This is a genomic window from Nannocystis pusilla, from assembly GCF_020073745.1.
Taxonomy (GTDB): Bacteria; Myxococcota_A; Polyangia; order Nannocystales; family Nannocystaceae; genus Nannocystis; species Nannocystis radixulma.
In genome coordinates, this window is sequence record NZ_JAIRAU010000028.1 from 1 (window position 1) to 17,341 (window position 17,341).

Annotated in this window: 14 protein-coding genes; 11 read left to right on the top strand and 3 right to left on the bottom strand. The window is 73.1% G+C overall.

The window, feature by feature from the left end; translation table 11 throughout:
- Positions 1-21: 21 nt before the first annotated feature.
- Positions 22-444: an MAPEG family protein gene (locus K7C98_RS21595; protein WP_224193609.1), complete on the top strand. Its 423-nt coding sequence runs from the start codon at positions 22-24 to the stop codon at positions 442-444.
- A gap of 191 nt (positions 445-635) precedes the next feature.
- Here the strand turns inward: K7C98_RS21595 and K7C98_RS21600 are convergent, their stop codons facing one another.
- Positions 636-1,022: a hypothetical protein gene (locus K7C98_RS21600; protein ID WP_224193610.1), complete on the bottom strand. Its 387-nt coding sequence runs from the start codon at positions 1,020-1,022 to the stop codon at positions 636-638.
- A 380-nt stretch (positions 1,023-1,402) separates the two neighbouring features.
- Between K7C98_RS21600 and K7C98_RS21605 the strand changes: the two genes are divergently transcribed.
- From K7C98_RS21605 to K7C98_RS21625, 5 genes are all read left to right on the top strand, one after another.
- Positions 1,403-3,151: a DUF1592 domain-containing protein gene (locus tag K7C98_RS21605; protein WP_224193611.1), complete on the top strand. Its 1,749-nt coding sequence runs from the start codon at positions 1,403-1,405 to the stop codon at positions 3,149-3,151.
- Positions 3,148-4,491 (top strand): DUF1552 domain-containing protein, encoded by a 1,344-nt coding sequence (locus tag K7C98_RS21610; RefSeq protein WP_224193612.1) that lies wholly within the window; start codon positions 3,148-3,150, stop codon positions 4,489-4,491. The genes K7C98_RS21605 and K7C98_RS21610 overlap by 4 nt, the downstream gene beginning before the upstream one ends.
- A 143-nt stretch (positions 4,492-4,634) precedes the next feature.
- Positions 4,635-6,182 (top strand): carboxypeptidase-like regulatory domain-containing protein, encoded by a 1,548-nt coding sequence (locus K7C98_RS21615; protein ID WP_224193613.1) that lies wholly within the window; start codon positions 4,635-4,637, stop codon positions 6,180-6,182.
- Positions 6,183-6,272: 90 nt separating this feature from the next.
- Positions 6,273-8,126 (top strand): WD40 repeat domain-containing protein, encoded by a 1,854-nt coding sequence (locus K7C98_RS21620; protein ID WP_224193614.1) that lies wholly within the window; start codon positions 6,273-6,275, stop codon positions 8,124-8,126.
- A gap of 273 nt (positions 8,127-8,399) precedes the next feature.
- Positions 8,400-9,368, top strand: a complete 969-nt coding sequence (locus K7C98_RS21625) for an STAS domain-containing protein (protein ID WP_224193615.1) — start codon at positions 8,400-8,402, stop codon at positions 9,366-9,368.
- A 264-nt stretch (positions 9,369-9,632) separates the two neighbouring features.
- Here the strand turns inward: K7C98_RS21625 and K7C98_RS21630 are convergent, their stop codons facing one another.
- Entirely contained in the window at positions 9,633-10,508 is an 876-nt protein-coding gene (locus K7C98_RS21630) for an AraC family transcriptional regulator (RefSeq protein ID WP_224193616.1), read from the bottom strand.
- A gap of 123 nt (positions 10,509-10,631) precedes the next feature.
- On the opposite strand from K7C98_RS21630, the gene K7C98_RS21635 reads away from it, so the two are divergent.
- From K7C98_RS21635 to K7C98_RS21645, 3 genes are all read left to right on the top strand, one after another.
- Positions 10,632-11,234, top strand: coding sequence for an ATP-dependent Clp protease proteolytic subunit (locus tag K7C98_RS21635; protein ID WP_224193617.1), 603 nt, complete (start codon positions 10,632-10,634; stop codon positions 11,232-11,234).
- Between the two features lie 299 nt (positions 11,235-11,533).
- Positions 11,534-12,787: a polyhydroxyalkanoate depolymerase gene (gene phaZ, locus K7C98_RS21640; protein WP_224193618.1), complete on the top strand. Its 1,254-nt coding sequence runs from the start codon at positions 11,534-11,536 to the stop codon at positions 12,785-12,787.
- Positions 12,784-13,572, top strand: a complete 789-nt coding sequence (locus K7C98_RS21645; protein WP_224193619.1) for a 3-hydroxybutyrate dehydrogenase — start codon at positions 12,784-12,786, stop codon at positions 13,570-13,572. Before phaZ ends, K7C98_RS21645 begins: the two co-directional genes overlap by 4 nt.
- A gap of 53 nt (positions 13,573-13,625) precedes the next feature.
- On the opposite strand, the gene K7C98_RS21650 is transcribed toward K7C98_RS21645, so the two are convergent.
- Entirely contained in the window at positions 13,626-14,165 is a 540-nt protein-coding gene (locus K7C98_RS21650; protein ID WP_224193620.1) for a hypothetical protein, read from the bottom strand.
- 1,013 nt (positions 14,166-15,178) lie between these two features.
- Here K7C98_RS21650 and K7C98_RS21655 point away from each other — a divergent pair.
- Positions 15,179-15,607 (top strand): hypothetical protein, encoded by a 429-nt coding sequence (locus tag K7C98_RS21655; RefSeq protein ID WP_224193621.1) that lies wholly within the window; start codon positions 15,179-15,181, stop codon positions 15,605-15,607.
- A gap of 209 nt (positions 15,608-15,816) precedes the next feature.
- The gene (locus tag K7C98_RS21660; protein WP_224193622.1) at positions 15,817-17,298 is read left to right on the top strand and encodes a hydroxymethylglutaryl-CoA synthase; all 1,482 of its coding nucleotides are present in this window, start codon (positions 15,817-15,819) and stop codon (positions 17,296-17,298) included.
- The last annotated feature ends 43 nt before the right edge of the window (positions 17,299-17,341 follow it).

Consider the following 17,341-nt stretch of genomic DNA (forward strand, 5'->3'; position numbering starts at 1 on the left):
CCCGGCGTGGTAGCATCCGGCATGGCCAACCGAGAACTGCTGCTCCCCGTCATCGCGCTGGTGGGCTGGACCTTCGTGATGTGGACGTGGATGTACGCGACCCGCATCCCGGCGATCCAGCGCTCCCGCATGAAGCTCGACCCATACGCGCCGCGCGGCCAACAGATGTCCGAGCTCCCGCCCGAGGTGCGCTGGAAGGCCGACAATTACAACCACCTGATGGAGCAGCCGACGCAGTTCTACGCGGTCGCGCTGGTGCTCGCGCTCGTCGCCGGCACGACCTCCGTCGACGTCAACCTCGCGTGGACCTACGTGGTCCTGCGAGTGGTACACAGCCTCGTGCAGTCGCTCGTCAACATCATCGAGCTGCGCTTCGCCCTGTTCCTGCTGTCGTCGCTGGTGCTGCTGGCGATGACCGTGCGCGCGGGCCTGCTGCTGTTGTGATTCGCGCGGCGTGACAGCTCGCGCCTGACCTGCGGCCCGCGGGAATGTCCCTCACGGCAGGCCCTCGCCGCAATCGACCTCCTCTGCGTGTCCCGGCCGACCGCGTGGAGCGCGGCTTGCGGACCACCCTTGCGCGTCGAGGCCCGCGCGGCGGGATCACCCGCCGTGACGGTACGTGACGTTCGCTGCGCTCAGCGCGGCTGCTGTCGCGACTCTTTGGCTTCCGCATCGGACCTCGCGGCCCCGGTCGTGTCGGTGTCCGTCGTGCCGGTGCCCGTCGTCGGCGCGGTCGTCCCGGTCGGCTCCGTGCTCGTCGCTTCCGTCGATGCCTCCGTCGTCGTCGCCTCCGTCGTCGTCGCCTCCGTCGCCGACCCGGTCGAGTCGGTCAGCGGGACGCCGTATTCAGGCTCCCCCGCGCAGCCGGCGACCGCGAACGCCGCGGCCAGCGCGACCAGCGAGGTCGCTCGCTCGGCACGCGCCCGTGGGGCCCCGCAGTGTGGGCATGCTGGATCGGCGACGCGGACCAGCTCCTCGCACGCGGGGCAGCGGGACAGGGGGGTCTCGGGGATCAAGGCCATGGGTGATCCTTCCTCGCCGGATCGGCGGTGTCAACACCGGGCCGGCGGCCGATCCTCGGAGGATCGCCGAGGACCCGGGCCCGTGGGCCGCGGCCGAGCTGTCCTTTCAGACATGCGATGGCTCCGTCATCCCGGCTCGCCGTCGATCGACATGTCCCGAGAGACAGACAACCAATACACGCACCCGTCGGCTCTACGTCCACGCGTGCGGGTCGCGGGCCCCACCGCGGGCGTGCACGGGCGAATCCCCGACCCCAAATCGCGCACCGCCGTGCCGGCCTCGTCATCGACCCGTGGGCGCATTGACGGGCGAGCGCGGCCGGGGCTACGGTGCTCGCGCGTCCTCGTTCGCGTGCGCGAAGCGGGCGCTCTGGAGGTCCATGACACGCGGCGCTCCGCAACGATTCGCTGTCCTGCTCGCGGCGCTGCTCGGCGCCTCGGCCTGTTCCCGGGGCGACAGCGCGAACGCCGACGGCAGCGCCGGCACCACCACCGAATCGGCCACCGGCGACGCCACCGGCGGCGGCGCGCCGACGACCGGCACGGGCAGCGACACCGGCGAACCCGAGGCTCCTGCGTCCGTCCCCGGGCCGATGCTGCGGCGCCTCACCGCCTCGGAATTCACGCACAGCATGCACGACCTCCTCGGGCCGGTGAAGCTCGGCGCGGTCGAGGCCGACTCGCTGCAGGACGGGTTTTTCGCCGTCGGGGCGTCGCGCGTCGCCCTGTCGCCGGCCGGCGTGGCCCAATACGAGCAGGCGATCGGCGACGCGACCGCGGAGGCGTTCGCCGACCCCGCGCGCGTGGCCCAGATCCTCCACTGCGTGCCGGCGCAGGCGACCGACGTCACATGTATCCGCGACGCCCTGGCCACCTTCGGCCGGCGGGCCTGGCGGCGGCCGCTCACCGGCGTCGAGCTCGAGCGCCACGTCGGCATCGCCGGCGCCGTCGCCGACGAGACCGGCGACGTCGTCGTCGGCCTGCGCCACGCGGTGTGGGCGTTGCTGCAGGCCCCCTACTTCCTCTACCGCGTCGAGCTCGGCCTGCCCTCGCCGGAGGACGACGGCCGCCTCAAGTTCACCTCGTACGAGATGGCCTCGCGGCTGGCCTTCACGCTGTGGAACACCTTGCCCGACGAGGCGCTGCTCGACGCCGCCGAGGCCGACCTGCTGGCCGACGGCCCCGGGGTCACCGAGCAGGCGCTGCGCATGCTCGCCGACCCGCGCGCGCGCCAGGGCGTGCACAACTTCGTCGCCGAGCTGTACGGATTGTGGGCGCTCGGCGAGAAGGTCAAGGACGACACGCTCTACCCGCAGTGGACCCCGACGCTCAAGGCGGTGATGCGCGACGAATTGCTCGCGCGCGTCGAGGACGTCGTGTTCGACCAGCCGGGCGACTTCTTCAGCCTGTACGACGGACAAAAAGTGTTCGTCAACAACGAGCTGGCGGCGATCTACGGCCTCGACCCGGTCGAGCCCGACGTCTTCCGCGCCGCCGTGCTCCCGGCCGACAGCCCGCGCCGCGGCCTCATCGGCAGCGCGCTGATGCTGGCGATGAACTCGTTGCCCGCCCGCACCTCGCCGACCGAGCGCGGGCAGTTCATCGCCGAGTCGCTGCTGTGCCGCACCGTCCCGCCGCCGCCGCCCAACGTCGACACCAACCTCGACGACGGCGTGATGGAGAACGACGGCCCGCAGACGATGCGCGAGAAGCTCGAGCCGCACCGCGCCGACCCGGCCTGCGCCGGCTGTCACGACATCACGGATCCGCTGGGCCTCGCGCTCGAGCACTTCGACACCATCGGCCGCTTCCGCGCGACCGACCAGGGTCTGACGATCGACGCCGGCGGCGACCTCGACGGCCAGCCGTTCAGCGACGCCGGCGAGCTGGCGCTGCTGCTGCGCCAGCACCCGGTCGTCGGCGCCTGCCTGGTGCGCAAGCTCTACACCTACGCCGGCGGCCGCCTGCCGCTGTCGCGCGAGGCCGACACCCTGGCCGAGATCGAGGACGAGCTCGCGCTGTCGGGCAACCGCTTCGACAGGCTGCTGATCAGCCTCGTCACCCACGACGACTTCCGCTTCGCCCACCCCGCGGGCACCGTCGTCGCCAGCGAAGGAGACAAGCCGTGAGCCGACCGATCCCGCGCCGCACCGTCCTCCGCGGCATGCTCGCCGGCGTCGCCGTGGCCCTGCCGCTGCCGCGCCTGGCCGGCATGCTCGACGGCAACGGCACCGCGTACGCCGACGGCACCCCGCTCCTGCCGCGCTACCTGACGTGGTTCTTCGGCAACGGCATCGACCCCGCGCAGTGGGTGCCGGCGGCCGTCGGTCAGGGCGCCGCGTGGAGCGTCAGCCCCTCGCTCGTGCCGCTGGCCGACTACAAGGCGTGGCTGTCGGTCCTGTCGGGCTACGAGGTCAAGATCCCCGCGCTCTACGCCCACAAGTCCGCGCCCGCCGCCGTGCTCACCGGGGCGCAGGCGGCCATGAACGGCGACGTCACCGCGCCCTCGATCGACCAGAAGATCGCCGACCTCGTCAACAAGGACACCGCCTTCCCCAGCGGGATCCACGTCGGCATCAGCAACGTCACCGGCGCCGGCGCGCTCGACTTCAACATCTCGTTCAGCGGCCCCAACGCGCCCAACCCGCCCAACTACAGCCCCGCCGCGCTGTTCGCCACCCTGCTCGGCCTCTCGGGCGCGCAGGAGCCCGACCCCGCGCTGTTCCGCCGCAAGAACATCCTCGACGCCGTCGCCGAGGAGGCCAAGGCGCTGCAGGGCCGGCTCGGCGCCGAGGACCGCATGCGCCTCGATCGCCACCTCGAGGGCATCGGCGAGCTGCAGACCCAGATCGACGCCACCATCGCGTCGGCCGACTGCGGCGTCCCGATCGATCCCGACGTCGCCTACCCCGACCGCGGCGAGGACGGCTCGATCTCGATCGCCCGCTGCCAGGCCTTCGCCGACCTGCTCGCCTTCGCCTTCTCGTGCGAGCTCACCCGCGTCGCCTCGTTCGTGTTCTCGTGCGCCGCCTGCCACGCGCCCTACACCGAGGCCGGCCTCGGCACCGTCACCTTCCACGAGGACTTCGGCCACCGCCTCAGCCCGATGGGCATCGACTACGCGACGAATGGCTTCCACACCGGCGTCGCCTACGCGATGACCGGCCTCGCCGAGCTGCTGAAGCGCTTCCGCGACACGCCCGACGGCGCCGGCAACCTGCTCGACAACGCCGTCATCTACACCACCTCCTGCGTCGCCCAGCCGTGGGACCACCGCATGGACGACTTCCCCCTGCTGGTGATTGGCAAGGGCGGCGGCCTGCTGCGCGGCGACCTGCACCACCGCGCCGCCGGCGACAACGCCAGCAAGGTGCCGTTCTCCCTGCTCAAGCTGTTCGGCAGCCAGGAGCCGTCGTTCGGGGTCACCGAGGGCCTCGTCAGCGACACGATCCCCGAGCTGCTGGCCTGAGCCTTTCTCCGGATTGTCCTTCGGACATGTCATCAAAGACATGTCCCATAAGACATTTCATCAACCGACGAGCGTGACCCGTCCGCCGCCCCGAGCGTGCGTCCGCCTTTTCACCGTCGCCCGCGTCGGGCACGATGAGCGCGATGGCGACGCCCGACGCGCGGTGGATCGGCAACCTGCTCCTCGTGGCGCTGGCGGCCTGTCCCGCGCCTGCCGGCGACGACGGCCACTCGCCGACCACGGGCGGCGTGAGCACCACGCCCGCGACCACGACCACGACCACCGGCAGCGAGCCCGAGCCCACCACCGCGAGTCTTACGAGCTCGACGACGTCGACCGCGACCACCGCGGTGCTCACGACCACGAGCACCACGAGCACCGGCGACACGACCGGCCCCGGCGACGGCCTCGTGGCCCTGCACATCGAGCCGCCGCAGCTCCACGTCCTCGTCACCAGCGGCTGGTCGTTCCCGGCCCAGTTCACGGCCACCGGGGAGGACGCCCACGGCGTGACGAACGCGGTCGAGGCCGAGTGGAGCCTCGACGATCCGGCCCTCGGCACGATCACGCGCCACGGCGGCACCTTCCAGGCCAGCAACAGCGCGGCGGGCGTCGCCACGATCACCGCCGGCGCGGCGGACCTGCAGGCCAGCGTCGAGGTCACGATCGAGATCGCCGACGATCATCCCGTCTGTCCCCCGCGTCCGCCGCTCGTCGCCGGCGAGCCGGCGCCGGGCGCGTTCGTCAAGGTCGTCGCGCCCGAGTACGAGGGCACCGGCGTCTATCACGGCCTCTACTTGCCGCCCGACTGGCAGCCCGGCCGGCGTTATCCGATGGTCGTCGAATCGCCGTGCAACAAGTACGGCGAATTCACCGGCGAGGTCGACGACGCCACTCTCGGCTATTACCTCGCCGGCTGTCGTCACCACGTCTGGTTGGTCCTGCCGTACCTCGAGAACGGCGCCAACCTCGACTACGGCTGGGGTGACGTGCCGGCGACGATCGCCTACTGGCAGACCAACCTCGCGCGGACGATCGAGACCTGGGGCATCGACCCCGGCGCGGTGGTCGTCAGCGGCTTCTCGCGCGGGGCGATCGGCGCCAGCTTCGTCGGCCTCCACGACGACGCGATCGCCGACGCCTGGCTCGGCTTCTTCATGCACAGCCACGCCGACGTGCTCACGAACCTCACTCCCGATCAGGGCGCCGGCGCGGCCACGCGGATGGGCCGCGTGCGCGGGCGGGCTGCCCTGTTGTCGTGGGGCGCGGCCGGCGACGGCGGCGCAGCCAACAGCCTCGAGGGCGTCGAGCTGCTCACCTCGTTCGGCCATCCTCCCGCCACCCTCGCGGTCCCCGGCGTCGGCCACACCGACGCCTGGCTGGCCGACGACGCGGCCTCGCGCCAGGTGGCCCAGCAGTGGCTGTTCTCGACCGTGGCCGCCCGCCCGGGCACCCACGCGATCCGCGGCCGCGTGGTCGACGGCGAGGGCCACGGCGTCGCCGACGCGCGGCTCGCCGCCGGCGCGCACGTCACCCGCACCGACGCCCACGGCTACTACGCGCTCCTCGGCCTGGTCCCCGGGGTGCGCGAGGTGGCCTGCACGCACGCGATCCTCACCTGCTCGAACGACCAGATGGTCGACCTCACCGCCGCCGACGCGCAGGGCGTCGACTTCGTCGCCTCGCCATGACCCGGCGAGGCGTCGGGTCGCCCCCTCCGCAGTCCCCGGATGTCCTTTAAAACATGTTCGCGTGGGCGGGCGGGCGGTTATCCTGCGCGCGTGGACATCACGCGGAGCACCCTCGAGCAGATCGTCGGCGACTTGAAAGGGCGGGAGGCGTTCCGCCTGCGCGGGCGCAACCTCAACGGGCCGTACGACCAGTTCGACGTGTTCCCCGCGCTCGCCGACGCCGAGGTCGCCGAGTTCTCGCCGACCGACGAGGGCGAGGCGCCGGCGTTCCTGCTGTGGAGCCGCAAGGCCGACAAGGCGTTCGCCGGCGACGGGGCGCTGACGCGGCCGTTGACGGCGTGGTGGGGCGGCGACCGCAACGCGCTGCAGATGGCGTTCGCGCGCCGCGGCCTGACGGTCCGGCTCACCCGCGACGAGGCGGCGCGCGAGCGCTACGCCGAGAGCGGGACGCTCGTGCTGAGCCCGCGCTCGGCGGCCCAGACGTGCGACCTGCGGCGCCTGCTGGCGGCCTTCGACGCGCTCGCGGAGCGCGGCGTGCTCGCCCTGGCCTGCGCCGGCTCGACCCAGAGCGCCGGCTGGGAGCAGATCACCGAGACGCAGCGCGACCCGGAGCAGACCGCCGTGTTCTGGCACGACCAGTCGCACGACGCGTTCGACGATCTCGGCCAGCTGGCGCACGCGCTGTCGCTGTACTGGCGCGGCGACGCCGGGCTGGTGTGCGACGAACTCGAGCGGGCCGGCTTCGCGGTGGTCCGCCCGCGCTCGGAGGACGTGGCGATCGAGGTGTCGCCCTCGCGTGGCCCGGCGCCCGACATCGAGGCGTTCGCGGCGGCGCACGAGGCCAACGTCGTCGCCGCCCCGCGCAAGCCTCGCAAGCCGCGCGCGCCCGCCGGGCCGTACACCGAGCTGCACCGCTTCCGCGCGCCGAATCGCGGCTTGCGGGTGCATCGCCTCGCGTTCGACCCGACCGGCCCCGCGCTGGCCGTGACGCAGGAGCCCGACCTGCGCGGCGGCCCCGAACACGCGCTGTATCGCGTCGAGTCGGCGACCGGCGCGGTGACGCGGGTCTTCACCGGCCACGGCGCCAGCGGCAGCTGCGGCGGCTGCGAGTTCCTGCCCGACGGCCGCCTGGTGTATTCGCTCTACGACTTCGACCCCGCGAAGTCGCTGATGACGGCTGGGGGGATCGTCCGCCTGCTGGTGTGGGAGCCCGAGGGCGACGTCGTGCGCGAGCTGGCGGTGCACCCGATCGAGCACATCTCCAATTATTCGCTGTCGACCCTCGACGCGGCCGGCGAGCGCGTCGCGGTGGTCACCGCCACCGGAGTGTCGCTCCTCGCGGTCGGGCCGGCCGGCGCGACGAGCTGGCAGGAGCAGGCGCGCGTCGGCGGCCCGGCCGTCAATGCCTACCCGCTGGCGGCGCTGTCGCGCGACGGTCGCCACGTCGCGTGGACGGCCACCATCGGCAACGACGTCCGCTGCGTCGACACCGGCAAGGGCACCACGCTCTGGCGCGAGGACCTCTTCCCCGACCACAGCGGCGGCCACGGCGTCCGCCGGCTCGGCTTCGACCCGCGCGGCGAGCACTTGGTCGCGCTGTGCCAGCGCAGCCTCTACGGGCCCGAGCGTGACGGCAAGATCGAGGTCCGGCAGGACCGCCGCCTGCAGTTCCTCGCGCTCGCCGACGGGAAGCGGACCCTGAGCGCGCTCGAGGACGCGACCGTCGGCCTCACGGCGATAGCCTGGCACCCCGACGGCCGGCGACTCGCCATCGGCAACGAGAGCGGCGAGCTCGAGCTGCGCGACTACCCGGGCGGCGAGCTGCTGGCGACGCACAAGGTGTTCGCCAAGGGCGGCCTGACCGCGATCGCGTTCGATCGCAGCGGCGCGCACGCGGCGGTCGGCAGCGAGAAAGGCGAGATCGCCGTGCTCGCGCTGCGTTGATCGGCGAAGCTCCCGAATCCTCCGACGATCGCGCGCCGGTGCAGACGAGAGCGAAGCGAGGTTCGCAGGTCTGCAGCGCCCATCGCCGGCGCCGACCGCGAATCGAGATCGGCCTCGGGTCTCACGATTGAGCGCGACGTGAACTCGACAGCGCTCGAGCGCATCGGCCCGCGACGCGCGGGCGCGCAGCGAGTCCCGCTCGGGATCGCGCGCTCGCCTGCACGCGTCGAGCTACCTGCGAGGACAGCGCTCGGCTATGGTCGCGCGCCCATCATGGAAGACCCGACCCTCGCCGACCTGCGCGCCGAGAACCAGCGACTCCGCGACGACATCGCCCGCCTCGAGCGCGAGGCCACGGAGGCGCAGCGAACGGTCGAGGACCGGCTCAAGCTGGCGACGGCGCTCGAGACCATCTACCGGGCCGTGCCGGACCTGTTCTTCCAGCTCCGCCTGGACGGCACGATCACGAATTACATCGCCAGCCCGACCAGCTCGCTCTACGTCCCGTCCGAGGTGTTCCTCGGCAAGCGCATGCAGGACGTCCTGCCGCCCGACGTCGCCGCGCTCACCGTCCAGGCGCTGGCGGAGACGGCGGGGCCGGCGGGCAAGGCCCGCATGGAGTACTCGCTCGACCTCGGCAGCAGCATCGAATGGTACGAGGCGCGGCTGATCCGCACCGGCGACGACGAGCTGATCATCGTCGTCCGCAACATGACCGAGCAGCACGACCACCGCGAGGCGGTGATGCGCCTCAACCACGAGCTCGAGGCGCGGGTGCACGAGCGGACCGTCGCGCTCGAGCTCGCCGCGGCCGAGACCGCCGCGCTGCAGCAGCAGGTCATCGACGCCCAGAGCGCGACGCTGCAGGCGCTGTCGACCCCGCTGGTGCCGATCGCCCGCCACGTGGTCGCCGTCCCGCTGATCGGCGACGTCGACGCCGACCGGGCCGGCCGCATGCTCGAGGCGATCCTCGCCGGCGTGCAGGAGCGGCGGGCCGCGTTCGTGCTGCTCGACGTCACCGGCGTGCCGCGGGTCGACACCGTCGCCGCGCGGGCCCTGGGGGACGTCGCCCGCGCCGTCAAGCTGCTCGGCGCGGAGCTGGTGCTCACCGGCATCGGCCCCGACGTCGCCCGCACGATCGTCGACCTCGGGGCCGACTTCGGCGGCGCGCGCACGCTGCCGAGCCTCGAGCACGGCATCGCCTACGCGATGCAGTCGGCCTCGAAGACCCGCCGCGCCTGACGTCGCCCGCATGCTCGCGTGCGCTGCGACGTGGGCGCGGCCGCGTGAATTCGTCGGCGCGAATGCTCACACCGCGCTCGCGCTCCACGTGCATCGCTGCGCGGCTCAGGGAGACGAATGTGGCGACCACGACGGTGACCGTGCAATGGGAGGCCGGCACCGCGACGACCGCGGGCAGCGTGCTCGTGCTCGCGGTCAGCACCCAGACCACGCACGACAGCTCTGGCTGCCGCCAAGCGCTGCCTGTGGCGAAGGGAGCCGGCGCTACGCCGCCGCGCAGACGACCGGGAGGGCGTGCGGCCCGCCTTGCGCGCTGCAGCGGCGGCGGAACGCGGCCGGGGCTTCGCCCATGTGGCGCTTGAAGGCGCGGCTGAACGCGAACTCCGAGTCGTATCCGACCTCGGCTGCGACGGCGGCCAGCGAGTCGTCGCTCTCGGCCAGACGTTTCGCTGCGCGCTGCATGCGGATCGCCGTCAGGTGGCGCAGCGGTGGGACGCCGAGTTCGGCGAGGAAGCGCCGGGCGAATGCCGCACGGGACAGGCCGGCCGCCTTGGCGAGCGCCGCGACGGTCCAGCGCTCGGTCGGCTTCGCCTGCATGAGCTGGAGCGCGCGGGTGATTCGCCGATCGACGGTTCGGGTGGCCGCGAGCGCGCGGCGGTGGCTGTGCAGCGTGTATGCGAGCAGCGGCTGCAGCAGCGACCGGGCCAGCGCCTCCTGCCCCGCGCCGGCGTTTGCCAGCGCAGCGCGCAGCAGGCTCACGATCGCCAGGAGGCCCGGCGAAGCGCGCGTGTCCGCGGCCGGGAGGTGGACGACGGGCGGCAGCGCCGGCAGCTCCGCGGACGCGGCGGCGTACGTGGCCGAGAGCAGCTCGGCCTGCGCGGAGCGAGCCCCGGGCGGCGACGGGAGGCAGCGCAAGCGCTGCTCGCGGGGCGCCGAGCCGGGTGGCCCGGCGCCGACGAGGACGAGGTCGCCCGGCGCGAGCTCGAGGACCCGCTGCTCATGTTGCACGAGGTGGAACGAGCCCTCCACGACGACGTGCAGGCTCGGTCGCTCGCCCGCGTCCACCTGCCAGGGCGGCTCCCCATGACGCCGGGACACCGCCACGCCGCGAGGAAGCTGCTCGTCGAGCTCGTCCGTCATGACCGGATGGTGACTCGCGCGGGGCCAGCCTGTCCAGCGGCCGCACGCGATCGAGACGATCGGGCATGACGACGCGCCTGCGGGACATGGCGGGCAGGTCGCGGCTGCCGGACGCTAGGGACCATGCTGGACCCGGATTCGGACCCGAACGAGCCGCAAGACGACCGACCGCGCGCCCCCGCCCTGGCCGACGAGGTGCGCCGGAGCCTGCTGAAGAGCCGGACGGTGCTGATCTTCGGGGAGATTACCAGCGAGCTCGCGCAGGCGACCACGGCGCAGCTGCTCGCGCTGGCGAGCGAGAGCGAGGCGCCGATCCGGATCGTCATCCACTCGCCGGGCGGCCACGTCGAGTCGGGCGACACGATCCACGACGTGATTCGCTTCATCCGTCCCGAGGTCACGATGATCGGCAGCGGGTGGGTCGCCAGCGCGGGCGCGCTGATCTTCGTCGCAGCCCGGCGAGAGAACCGCATCGCGCTGCCGAACACGCGCTTTCTCCTGCACCAGCCGAGCGGCGGCCTGCGCGGAGCCGCGGCCGACATCGAGATCGAGGCGGTGCAGATCGCGGCGATGCGGGCGCGGCTCAACCGCATCTTCGCCGCCGCGACCGGCCAGGACCTCGCCAAGCTCACGCGGGAGACCGAGCGCAACCTGTGGATGAGCGCGCGCGAGGCCCAGGCCTACGGCCTCGTGCATCGCGTGATCGAGAGCGTGGAGGAGGTTTGAGCACCCGAGAACCTACGCGGCGAAGGCCGGCATCAACCAGCGGACGCTGACGTGGTGGAAGTCGAAGCTGGTGGGCGCTGGCGAGGCGACCGCGGAGATCCAGCAAATCGCCGCCGACCTCCACGAGCTCGTCACAGGCGACATCGGCAGGCGGAGGCCCGCACTCGCGGAGGCCGTGTCGGCACCCCGCGACTTGTGCGGCGCAGCATGCCTATCCTGGCCCGCGGCTCAGGAAGGCGCCCATCTCCGACGTTCCATGTTGCAGCGCAGCAAAAGTCGCGGCATGCTCCCGAGCCTGCATGCTCTACGAGCTCCACGCCCTGCAACGCCGCTGGCTGCGACCGATCGCCGGGCTGTCCCGGTTGAACGCCGAGCTGCTCCGCCTCGCGCCCGGGGGCCTCGGGCGGCCCGCCGCGGCCGGCTGGGAATTGCTGCAGCGCATCACGAAGGACCACCCGCGGCCGGCCTTCGCCATCGACTCGGTGGTCGCGCACGGCCGGCCGGTCGCGGTCCGCGAGGAGGTCGTGACGCACACGCCGTGGTGTCGCCTGGTCCGCTTCGCCCGCCGCAGCGACGACCCGCGGGTCGCCGAGCGCCTGGCCGCCGACCCGCGCGTGCTGCTGTGCGCGCCGCTGTCGGGCCACTTCGCCACGCTGCTGCGCGACACCGTGCGCTCGCTGGCCGCCGATCACGACGTGTACGTCACCGACTGGTCCGATGCGCGTGAGGTGCCGCTGTCGGCCGGCTTCTTCGGGCTCGACGACTACGTGCTGCACCTCGAGCGATTCCTGCGCGCGCTCGGTCCCCGGCGCACGCACGTGGTCGCGGTGTGCCAGCCCGCGGTCCCGGCCCTGGCCGCGGCGGCGCGCATGGCCTCGGCCGGCCAGCCCACGCCGGCGTCGCTGGTGCTGATGGGCGGCCCCGTCGACGGGCGCATCAGTCCGACGCAGGTCAATCGCCTGGCCACCGAGCGGCCGCTGACGTGGTTCGAGAAGCACCTGATCCACCGCGTGCCCGCGGGCTTCCCCGGCGAGGGCCGGCGGGTCTACCCGGGCTTTTTGCAGCTGGCCGCGTTCGTGTCGATGAACCCGCGGCGCCACTTCGCGTCGTACCGCGACTACTGGCTCGACCGGGTGCGCGGCCGCGACGACGAGGCCGCCGCGCACGAGCGCTTCTACGACGAATACAACGCGGTCCTCGACATGGACGCGCTCTACTACCTCGAGACGGTGCGGCTGGTGTTCCAGGAGCACGCGCTCGCGCGCGGCACCTGGCAGGTCGCGGGCGAGCTCGTGCGCCCCGCCGACCTGCGCGACACGGCGCTGCTCACCGTCGAGGGCGCCGAGGACGACATCACCGGCGCCGGCCAGACCCACGCCACGCACGACCTGTGCAGCGGCCTGCCCGACGCGGCCAGGCAGCGGCTCACGGTTCCGGGCGCCGGCCACTACGGCATCTTCTCCGGCGGCCGCTGGCGCGCATCGATCTACCCGCAGATCCGCGAATTCGTGCGCGCGCACGACCCGACATCGGCAGGAGGACATTCGTCATGACGCAATTCTCGGGCAAGACGGCGCTCGTCACCGGCTCGACGAGCGGGATCGGCCTCGGCATCGCCGGCGCCCTCGCGGCCCGCGGCGCCAACGTGCTGCTCAACGGCTTCGGCGACGCCGAGAGCGCGCTGGCGGCGGTCCGCGACGCGGCCGCGAGCCGGGGCGGCCGGGTGGCCCACCACGGCGCCGACGTGTCGCAGCCGGCCGAGGTCGAGGCGATGATGCGCTACGCCGACGACGTGTTCGGCGGGGTCGACATCCTGGTCAACAACGCGGGGATCCAGCACGTGGCGCCGGTCGAAGAATTCGCGCCGGAGCGCTGGGACGCGGTGCTGGCGATCAACCTCAGCTCGGCGTTCCACACCACGCGGCTGGCGCTGCCGCGGATGCGCCGCAAGGGCTGGGGCCGGATCGTCAACGTCGCCTCGGTGCACGGCCTGGTCGCCTCGGCCCACAAGTCGGCCTACGTGGCGGCCAAGCACGGCCTGGTCGGCCTCACCAAGGTCGTGGCGCTCGAGACGGCGCGCACCAACATCACCTGCAACGCGGTCTGCCCCGGCTGGGTGCTCACGCCGCTGGTGCAGGCGCAGGTCGAGGCCCGCGCGGTCTCGGGCGGCCTCGCCCTCGACGTCGCCCGCGACGAATTGCTGGCCGAGAAGCAGCCCTCCGGCCAATTCGTCACCCCCGAGCAGCTCGCCGAGCTGGTCTGCTTCCTCAGCAGCGACGCCGCCGCCCAGGTCCGCGGCGTGGCGTGGACGATGGACGGCGCCTGGACGGCGCAATGACCCGAGATGCTCCAATCGTATGGAGCAGCCGCAGCCTTCAGGTCCTCCCGCGATCAGAACTCGAGCGCTTCGGCGTCGAGCACGTCGCCCGCCGGATCGGTCGCCAGCGTCTTGGCGGGCGGGGCCGCGACGTCGTTCTCGACCCAGTCGACCAGGTAGAGGAACGCGCGCTCGGCGTAGGGCTGCATCAGCGTGAAGCGGTCGGCGACGCCCTCCTCGCCGTTCGTGCCGTCGAAGTCGAAGTCGAGCGCGAGGCCGTCGCTGTGAGCGTCGACGTGGCCGCCATGGGCGACGACGTACAGCCGGTGCAGCGACGGCGTGCCGAACGCGGACACGGCGGCGCGGTAGCTCAGCGCGTGGGCCCCGAGGCCGTTGAGGCCGTCGCCGTCGCCGTGCACGCTGATCAGCGGGGCCGAGAATTCGCCGGTGGTCGCGTTGACCAGCGCCCACTCCACGTGCTCGGCCGTGAACCCGGCGTCCTGCGCCTGCGCCAGCCACTCGTACATGGCGGGCGGCTCGTCGTTCGGCCCGGTGTAGCACGAGTAGGCCGCGGCCTCGGCGGCGTCGTGGCCCATCAGCTCGGCGCGAAACACATAGCCGGTGAAGTTGTAATAGCCGACCCCCTTGAATTGCGGCAGGCCGAACCCCTTGAGGTAATCGAAGGCCGTGTTTGTAGGCGCCCCAGATCGGCGCCGAGGCCGGGTCGAAGCCGGCGGCCTGCATCCCCGCCTGCGCGCCCTGGTACGGCGGGATCTCGGCGAACTTCGCCGGCGTCGTCTCGGTCAGCGGATCGTACGCGTAGCGCATCGTCAGCGCCGCCGCCTCGTTGGTGCGGATCAGGTGGTCGCCCGCGGCCAGCTCGGCCGGGCTCACGACGTCGTCGGCGTCCTGGTCGAGCACCCGCGCGTCGGGCCAGTACACGCCGGCCCAGTCGAGGCCGCCGGCGAACAGCGCCGGCTCGCCCGCGAGCACGCGCAGGCGATCGAGCTCGAGCGCGCGGCGGACCTGATACCCGCCGTTCGACAGCCCCGCCGCGTAGATGGCCGCGGGCGCCTCGCCGTGGGCCGCCGCCAGCCGCTCGCCGGCCCACTGACCGAGGTCGAGCACCATCGCGCCCCAGTGCTGCGACGGGTGCTGCTTGTTGAGCATCGTCGCGTTGCCGTCGGCGCCGCCGTTGGTCATGCCCTTGTTGCCGACCACCACCGCGTAGCCGCGCGCCACCAGCCACGCCAGCAGCACGCCGTGGCTCGACCACTGGTCGCGCGTGCCCGGGGTGCCGAGCACCACCAGGCGCCCGTTGTAGTCGGTCGGCACCGCGAGCACGAGCTCCTGCGCGCGCGCCTCCACCGTCAGCGTCCCCGTCACCTCCACGCCCGGCGTCTCGCTGGTCGGCACCCGCTGCGCGCTGTGCAGGATGCTGGCCTTCATCGCGTCGACCTTCTTCTGCTCGGCCGGCGGCAGCGCGTCGTACTCGGCGCTGCCCTTCACGAGCCCCCAGTAGGTGCTGTGCTCGATGCCGCCGTCGCCGCCGCCGACGTAATCGACCCGCACCGCGCCCTCGAGGCCGACGACCAGCGCGTCGAGGTCGGGCGGCAGGTCGCCGGTCGTGCTCGTGTCGGTCGTCTCGGTCGACGTGTCGGTCGTCGTCGAAGTCGTATCCGTCGAGGTCGACGTCGTCGTCGTCTCGCCGGTGTCGCTCGTCGTGTCGGCCGGCTCGCCGGTCGTCGTCGTCGTCTCGTCGGTCGTCGTCTCGCCGGTCGTCGTCGGCTCGCCGGTGGTCGGCGGCTCGACCGTGGTCGCGGTCGTCGACGTGTCGGTCGTGCCGGTCGACGTGTCGGTGTCGGTCTCGCTGGTCGTCACGGCCGAGTCGCCGCAGGCGATCAGCAAGGCGAAGGAAGTCGGAAGCGCGCTGCGAATGTGCATAGCGGAGCTGACCACATGGACCCGTGAAAGCAAAGCGCCGATCGTCCGCGGCCGGGAGCCCGCTGCGAGAATCACCGCAGCGGCGCTCGCTCGTGCCGCCGCCGTGCATTGACGTGAGTGAGGACCGGGCCGCGCTCGCCCGATCTCCCGCGTCGTCGGCGGCGATCGTCGTGCGTGACGCCCTGCGCTCGCGATCGATCTCATGGCTCCCCCGACGTGAATCGTCGTGAGCAGCGAAATCGCCGCACGCGACGTGGCGCGGCGCACAGGGGCCGCGAGGCCGGCGGTCGCGGCGCCGCGGACTCGCGTATGGTCCGCGCCATGTCCGACGTCCTCGCTCCCGCGAATCCGGGCCTCTCGGGGCTCTCGTTGTACGTACCACGACCGCGCGTCGCCCTGACCGCCTTCGCCGGGTGGACCGGCGCCGAGCCGGCCAAGCTCGCGGCGGTGGTCGGCGACGCGTTCCGCGTGCCGCAGCCCGACGAGGACGTCTATACGATGGCGGCCGCGGCGGTGCTGCGCCTGCTGCGACAGCACGACGTCGATCCGGCGCGGGTCGGCATGCTCGCGCTCGGCACCGAGTCGAGCCTCGACAACGCCGTCGGCGCGGTGATCGTGCGCGGCATGGTCGACGACGCGCTGCGCAGCGCGGGCCGGGCCCCGCTGCCGCGCGACGTCGAGGTCCCGGAGGTCAAGCACGCCTGCCTGGGCGGGATGTACGCGCTCAAGGCGGCGCTGCGCTACGTGCAGACCGACGGCGCCGATCGGGTCGCCGTGGTGGTCGCCGCCGACATCGCGCAGTACGAGCGCGGCAGCTCGGGCGAGCCGACCCAGGGGGCCGGCGCGGTGGCGATGCTGGTCGAGCCGCGGGCGCGCCTGCTCGCGCTCGACCTGCGCACCGCCGGCAGCTCGTCCGACGAGCGCGGCTGGGACTTCCGCAAGCCGGTCGCGCGCCACTTCATGTCCGAGTACCCCGCGAGCTGCCGCGGCGAGCGCGACTTTCCGGTGTTCAACGGCAAGTACTCGACGGTCTGCTACGTCGAGGCGGTCGTGCGCGCGCTGCAGTCGGCCCACGCGCGCGGCGGCGGCGACCCGCGGGCGCTCCTGTGCGAGCCGGCGGCCCTGCTGCTGCACCGCCCCTACGACCGCATGCCGGTCGCGGCTCTCGGCGCCGCGTGGGTGTGGGCCTGCGTCCGCGCCGGCGACCGCGACGCCCTCGACGCCGCGTGTCGTGCCGCCGACGTGTCCTTCGACGCCCTCGCCGCCGAGCTCGCCGGGGACAGCCGCGCGCGCGACGGCGTGCGCGCCCACGGGCCCGAGTTCGATCCGCTGGCCCGCACCCAGGCCGTCGCCAGGCACGCGACGAAGGACCCCGCGTTCGCGCGCGTGCTCGCGGCGACCGAGCCCGGCCGCGCCGTCGTCAGGCAGCTCGGCAACCTCTACACCGCGTCGCTGCCGGCGTGGATCGCCGCCGCCTTCGCCGACGCCGGCGCGCGCGCGCTGCCGTGGGACGGCGCCGCCGTGACGCTGATCGGCTACGGCAGCGGCGACGCGGCCGAGGTGTGGTCGGGCCGCGTCGCGCCCGGCTGGCGCGAGGCCGCCGCTCGCAGCGACCTCGCCGGGGCGCTCGCCGGCGCCGTCGACCTCGCCCGCGACGAGTACGAGGCCCTGCACGACCGCCGCGCCCCCGCCCGCGAGCTGCCCGCCCCGCGCCCGTTCGCCGTCGCCGGCCGCGGCCGCACCTACGAGCGCAACTGGCAGGACGTCGGCGTCGCCCACTACCGGGTCGTCGAGCCCGGCTGAGCGCGCATGTCTGCATGATCATGTCCGATCAAACATGCCCACG

Excerpts from the sequence above, each read along its gene's own strand:
- K7C98_RS21615 (WP_224193613.1), top strand. The coding sequence starts at position 4,635 with ATGGCGACGCCCGACGCGCGGTGGATCGGCAACCTGCTCCTCGTGGCG.
- K7C98_RS21625 (WP_224193615.1), top strand. The coding sequence starts at position 8,400 with ATGGAAGACCCGACCCTCGCCGACCTGCGCGCCGAGAACCAGCGACTC.
- K7C98_RS21605 (WP_224193611.1), top strand. The coding sequence starts at position 1,403 with ATGACACGCGGCGCTCCGCAACGATTCGCTGTCCTGCTCGCGGCGCTG.
- K7C98_RS21635 (WP_224193617.1), top strand. The coding sequence starts at position 10,632 with ATGCTGGACCCGGATTCGGACCCGAACGAGCCGCAAGACGACCGACCG.
- K7C98_RS21630 (WP_224193616.1), bottom strand. The coding sequence starts at position 10,508 with ATGACGGACGAGCTCGACGAGCAGCTTCCTCGCGGCGTGGCGGTGTCC.
- K7C98_RS21660 (WP_224193622.1), top strand. The coding sequence starts at position 15,817 with ATGTCCGACGTCCTCGCTCCCGCGAATCCGGGCCTCTCGGGGCTCTCG.
- K7C98_RS21600 (WP_224193610.1), bottom strand. The coding sequence starts at position 1,022 with ATGGCCTTGATCCCCGAGACCCCCCTGTCCCGCTGCCCCGCGTGCGAG.
- K7C98_RS21595 (WP_224193609.1), top strand. The coding sequence starts at position 22 with ATGGCCAACCGAGAACTGCTGCTCCCCGTCATCGCGCTGGTGGGCTGG.
- K7C98_RS21645 (WP_224193619.1), top strand. The coding sequence starts at position 12,784 with ATGACGCAATTCTCGGGCAAGACGGCGCTCGTCACCGGCTCGACGAGC.
- phaZ (WP_224193618.1), top strand. The coding sequence starts at position 11,534 with ATGCTCTACGAGCTCCACGCCCTGCAACGCCGCTGGCTGCGACCGATC.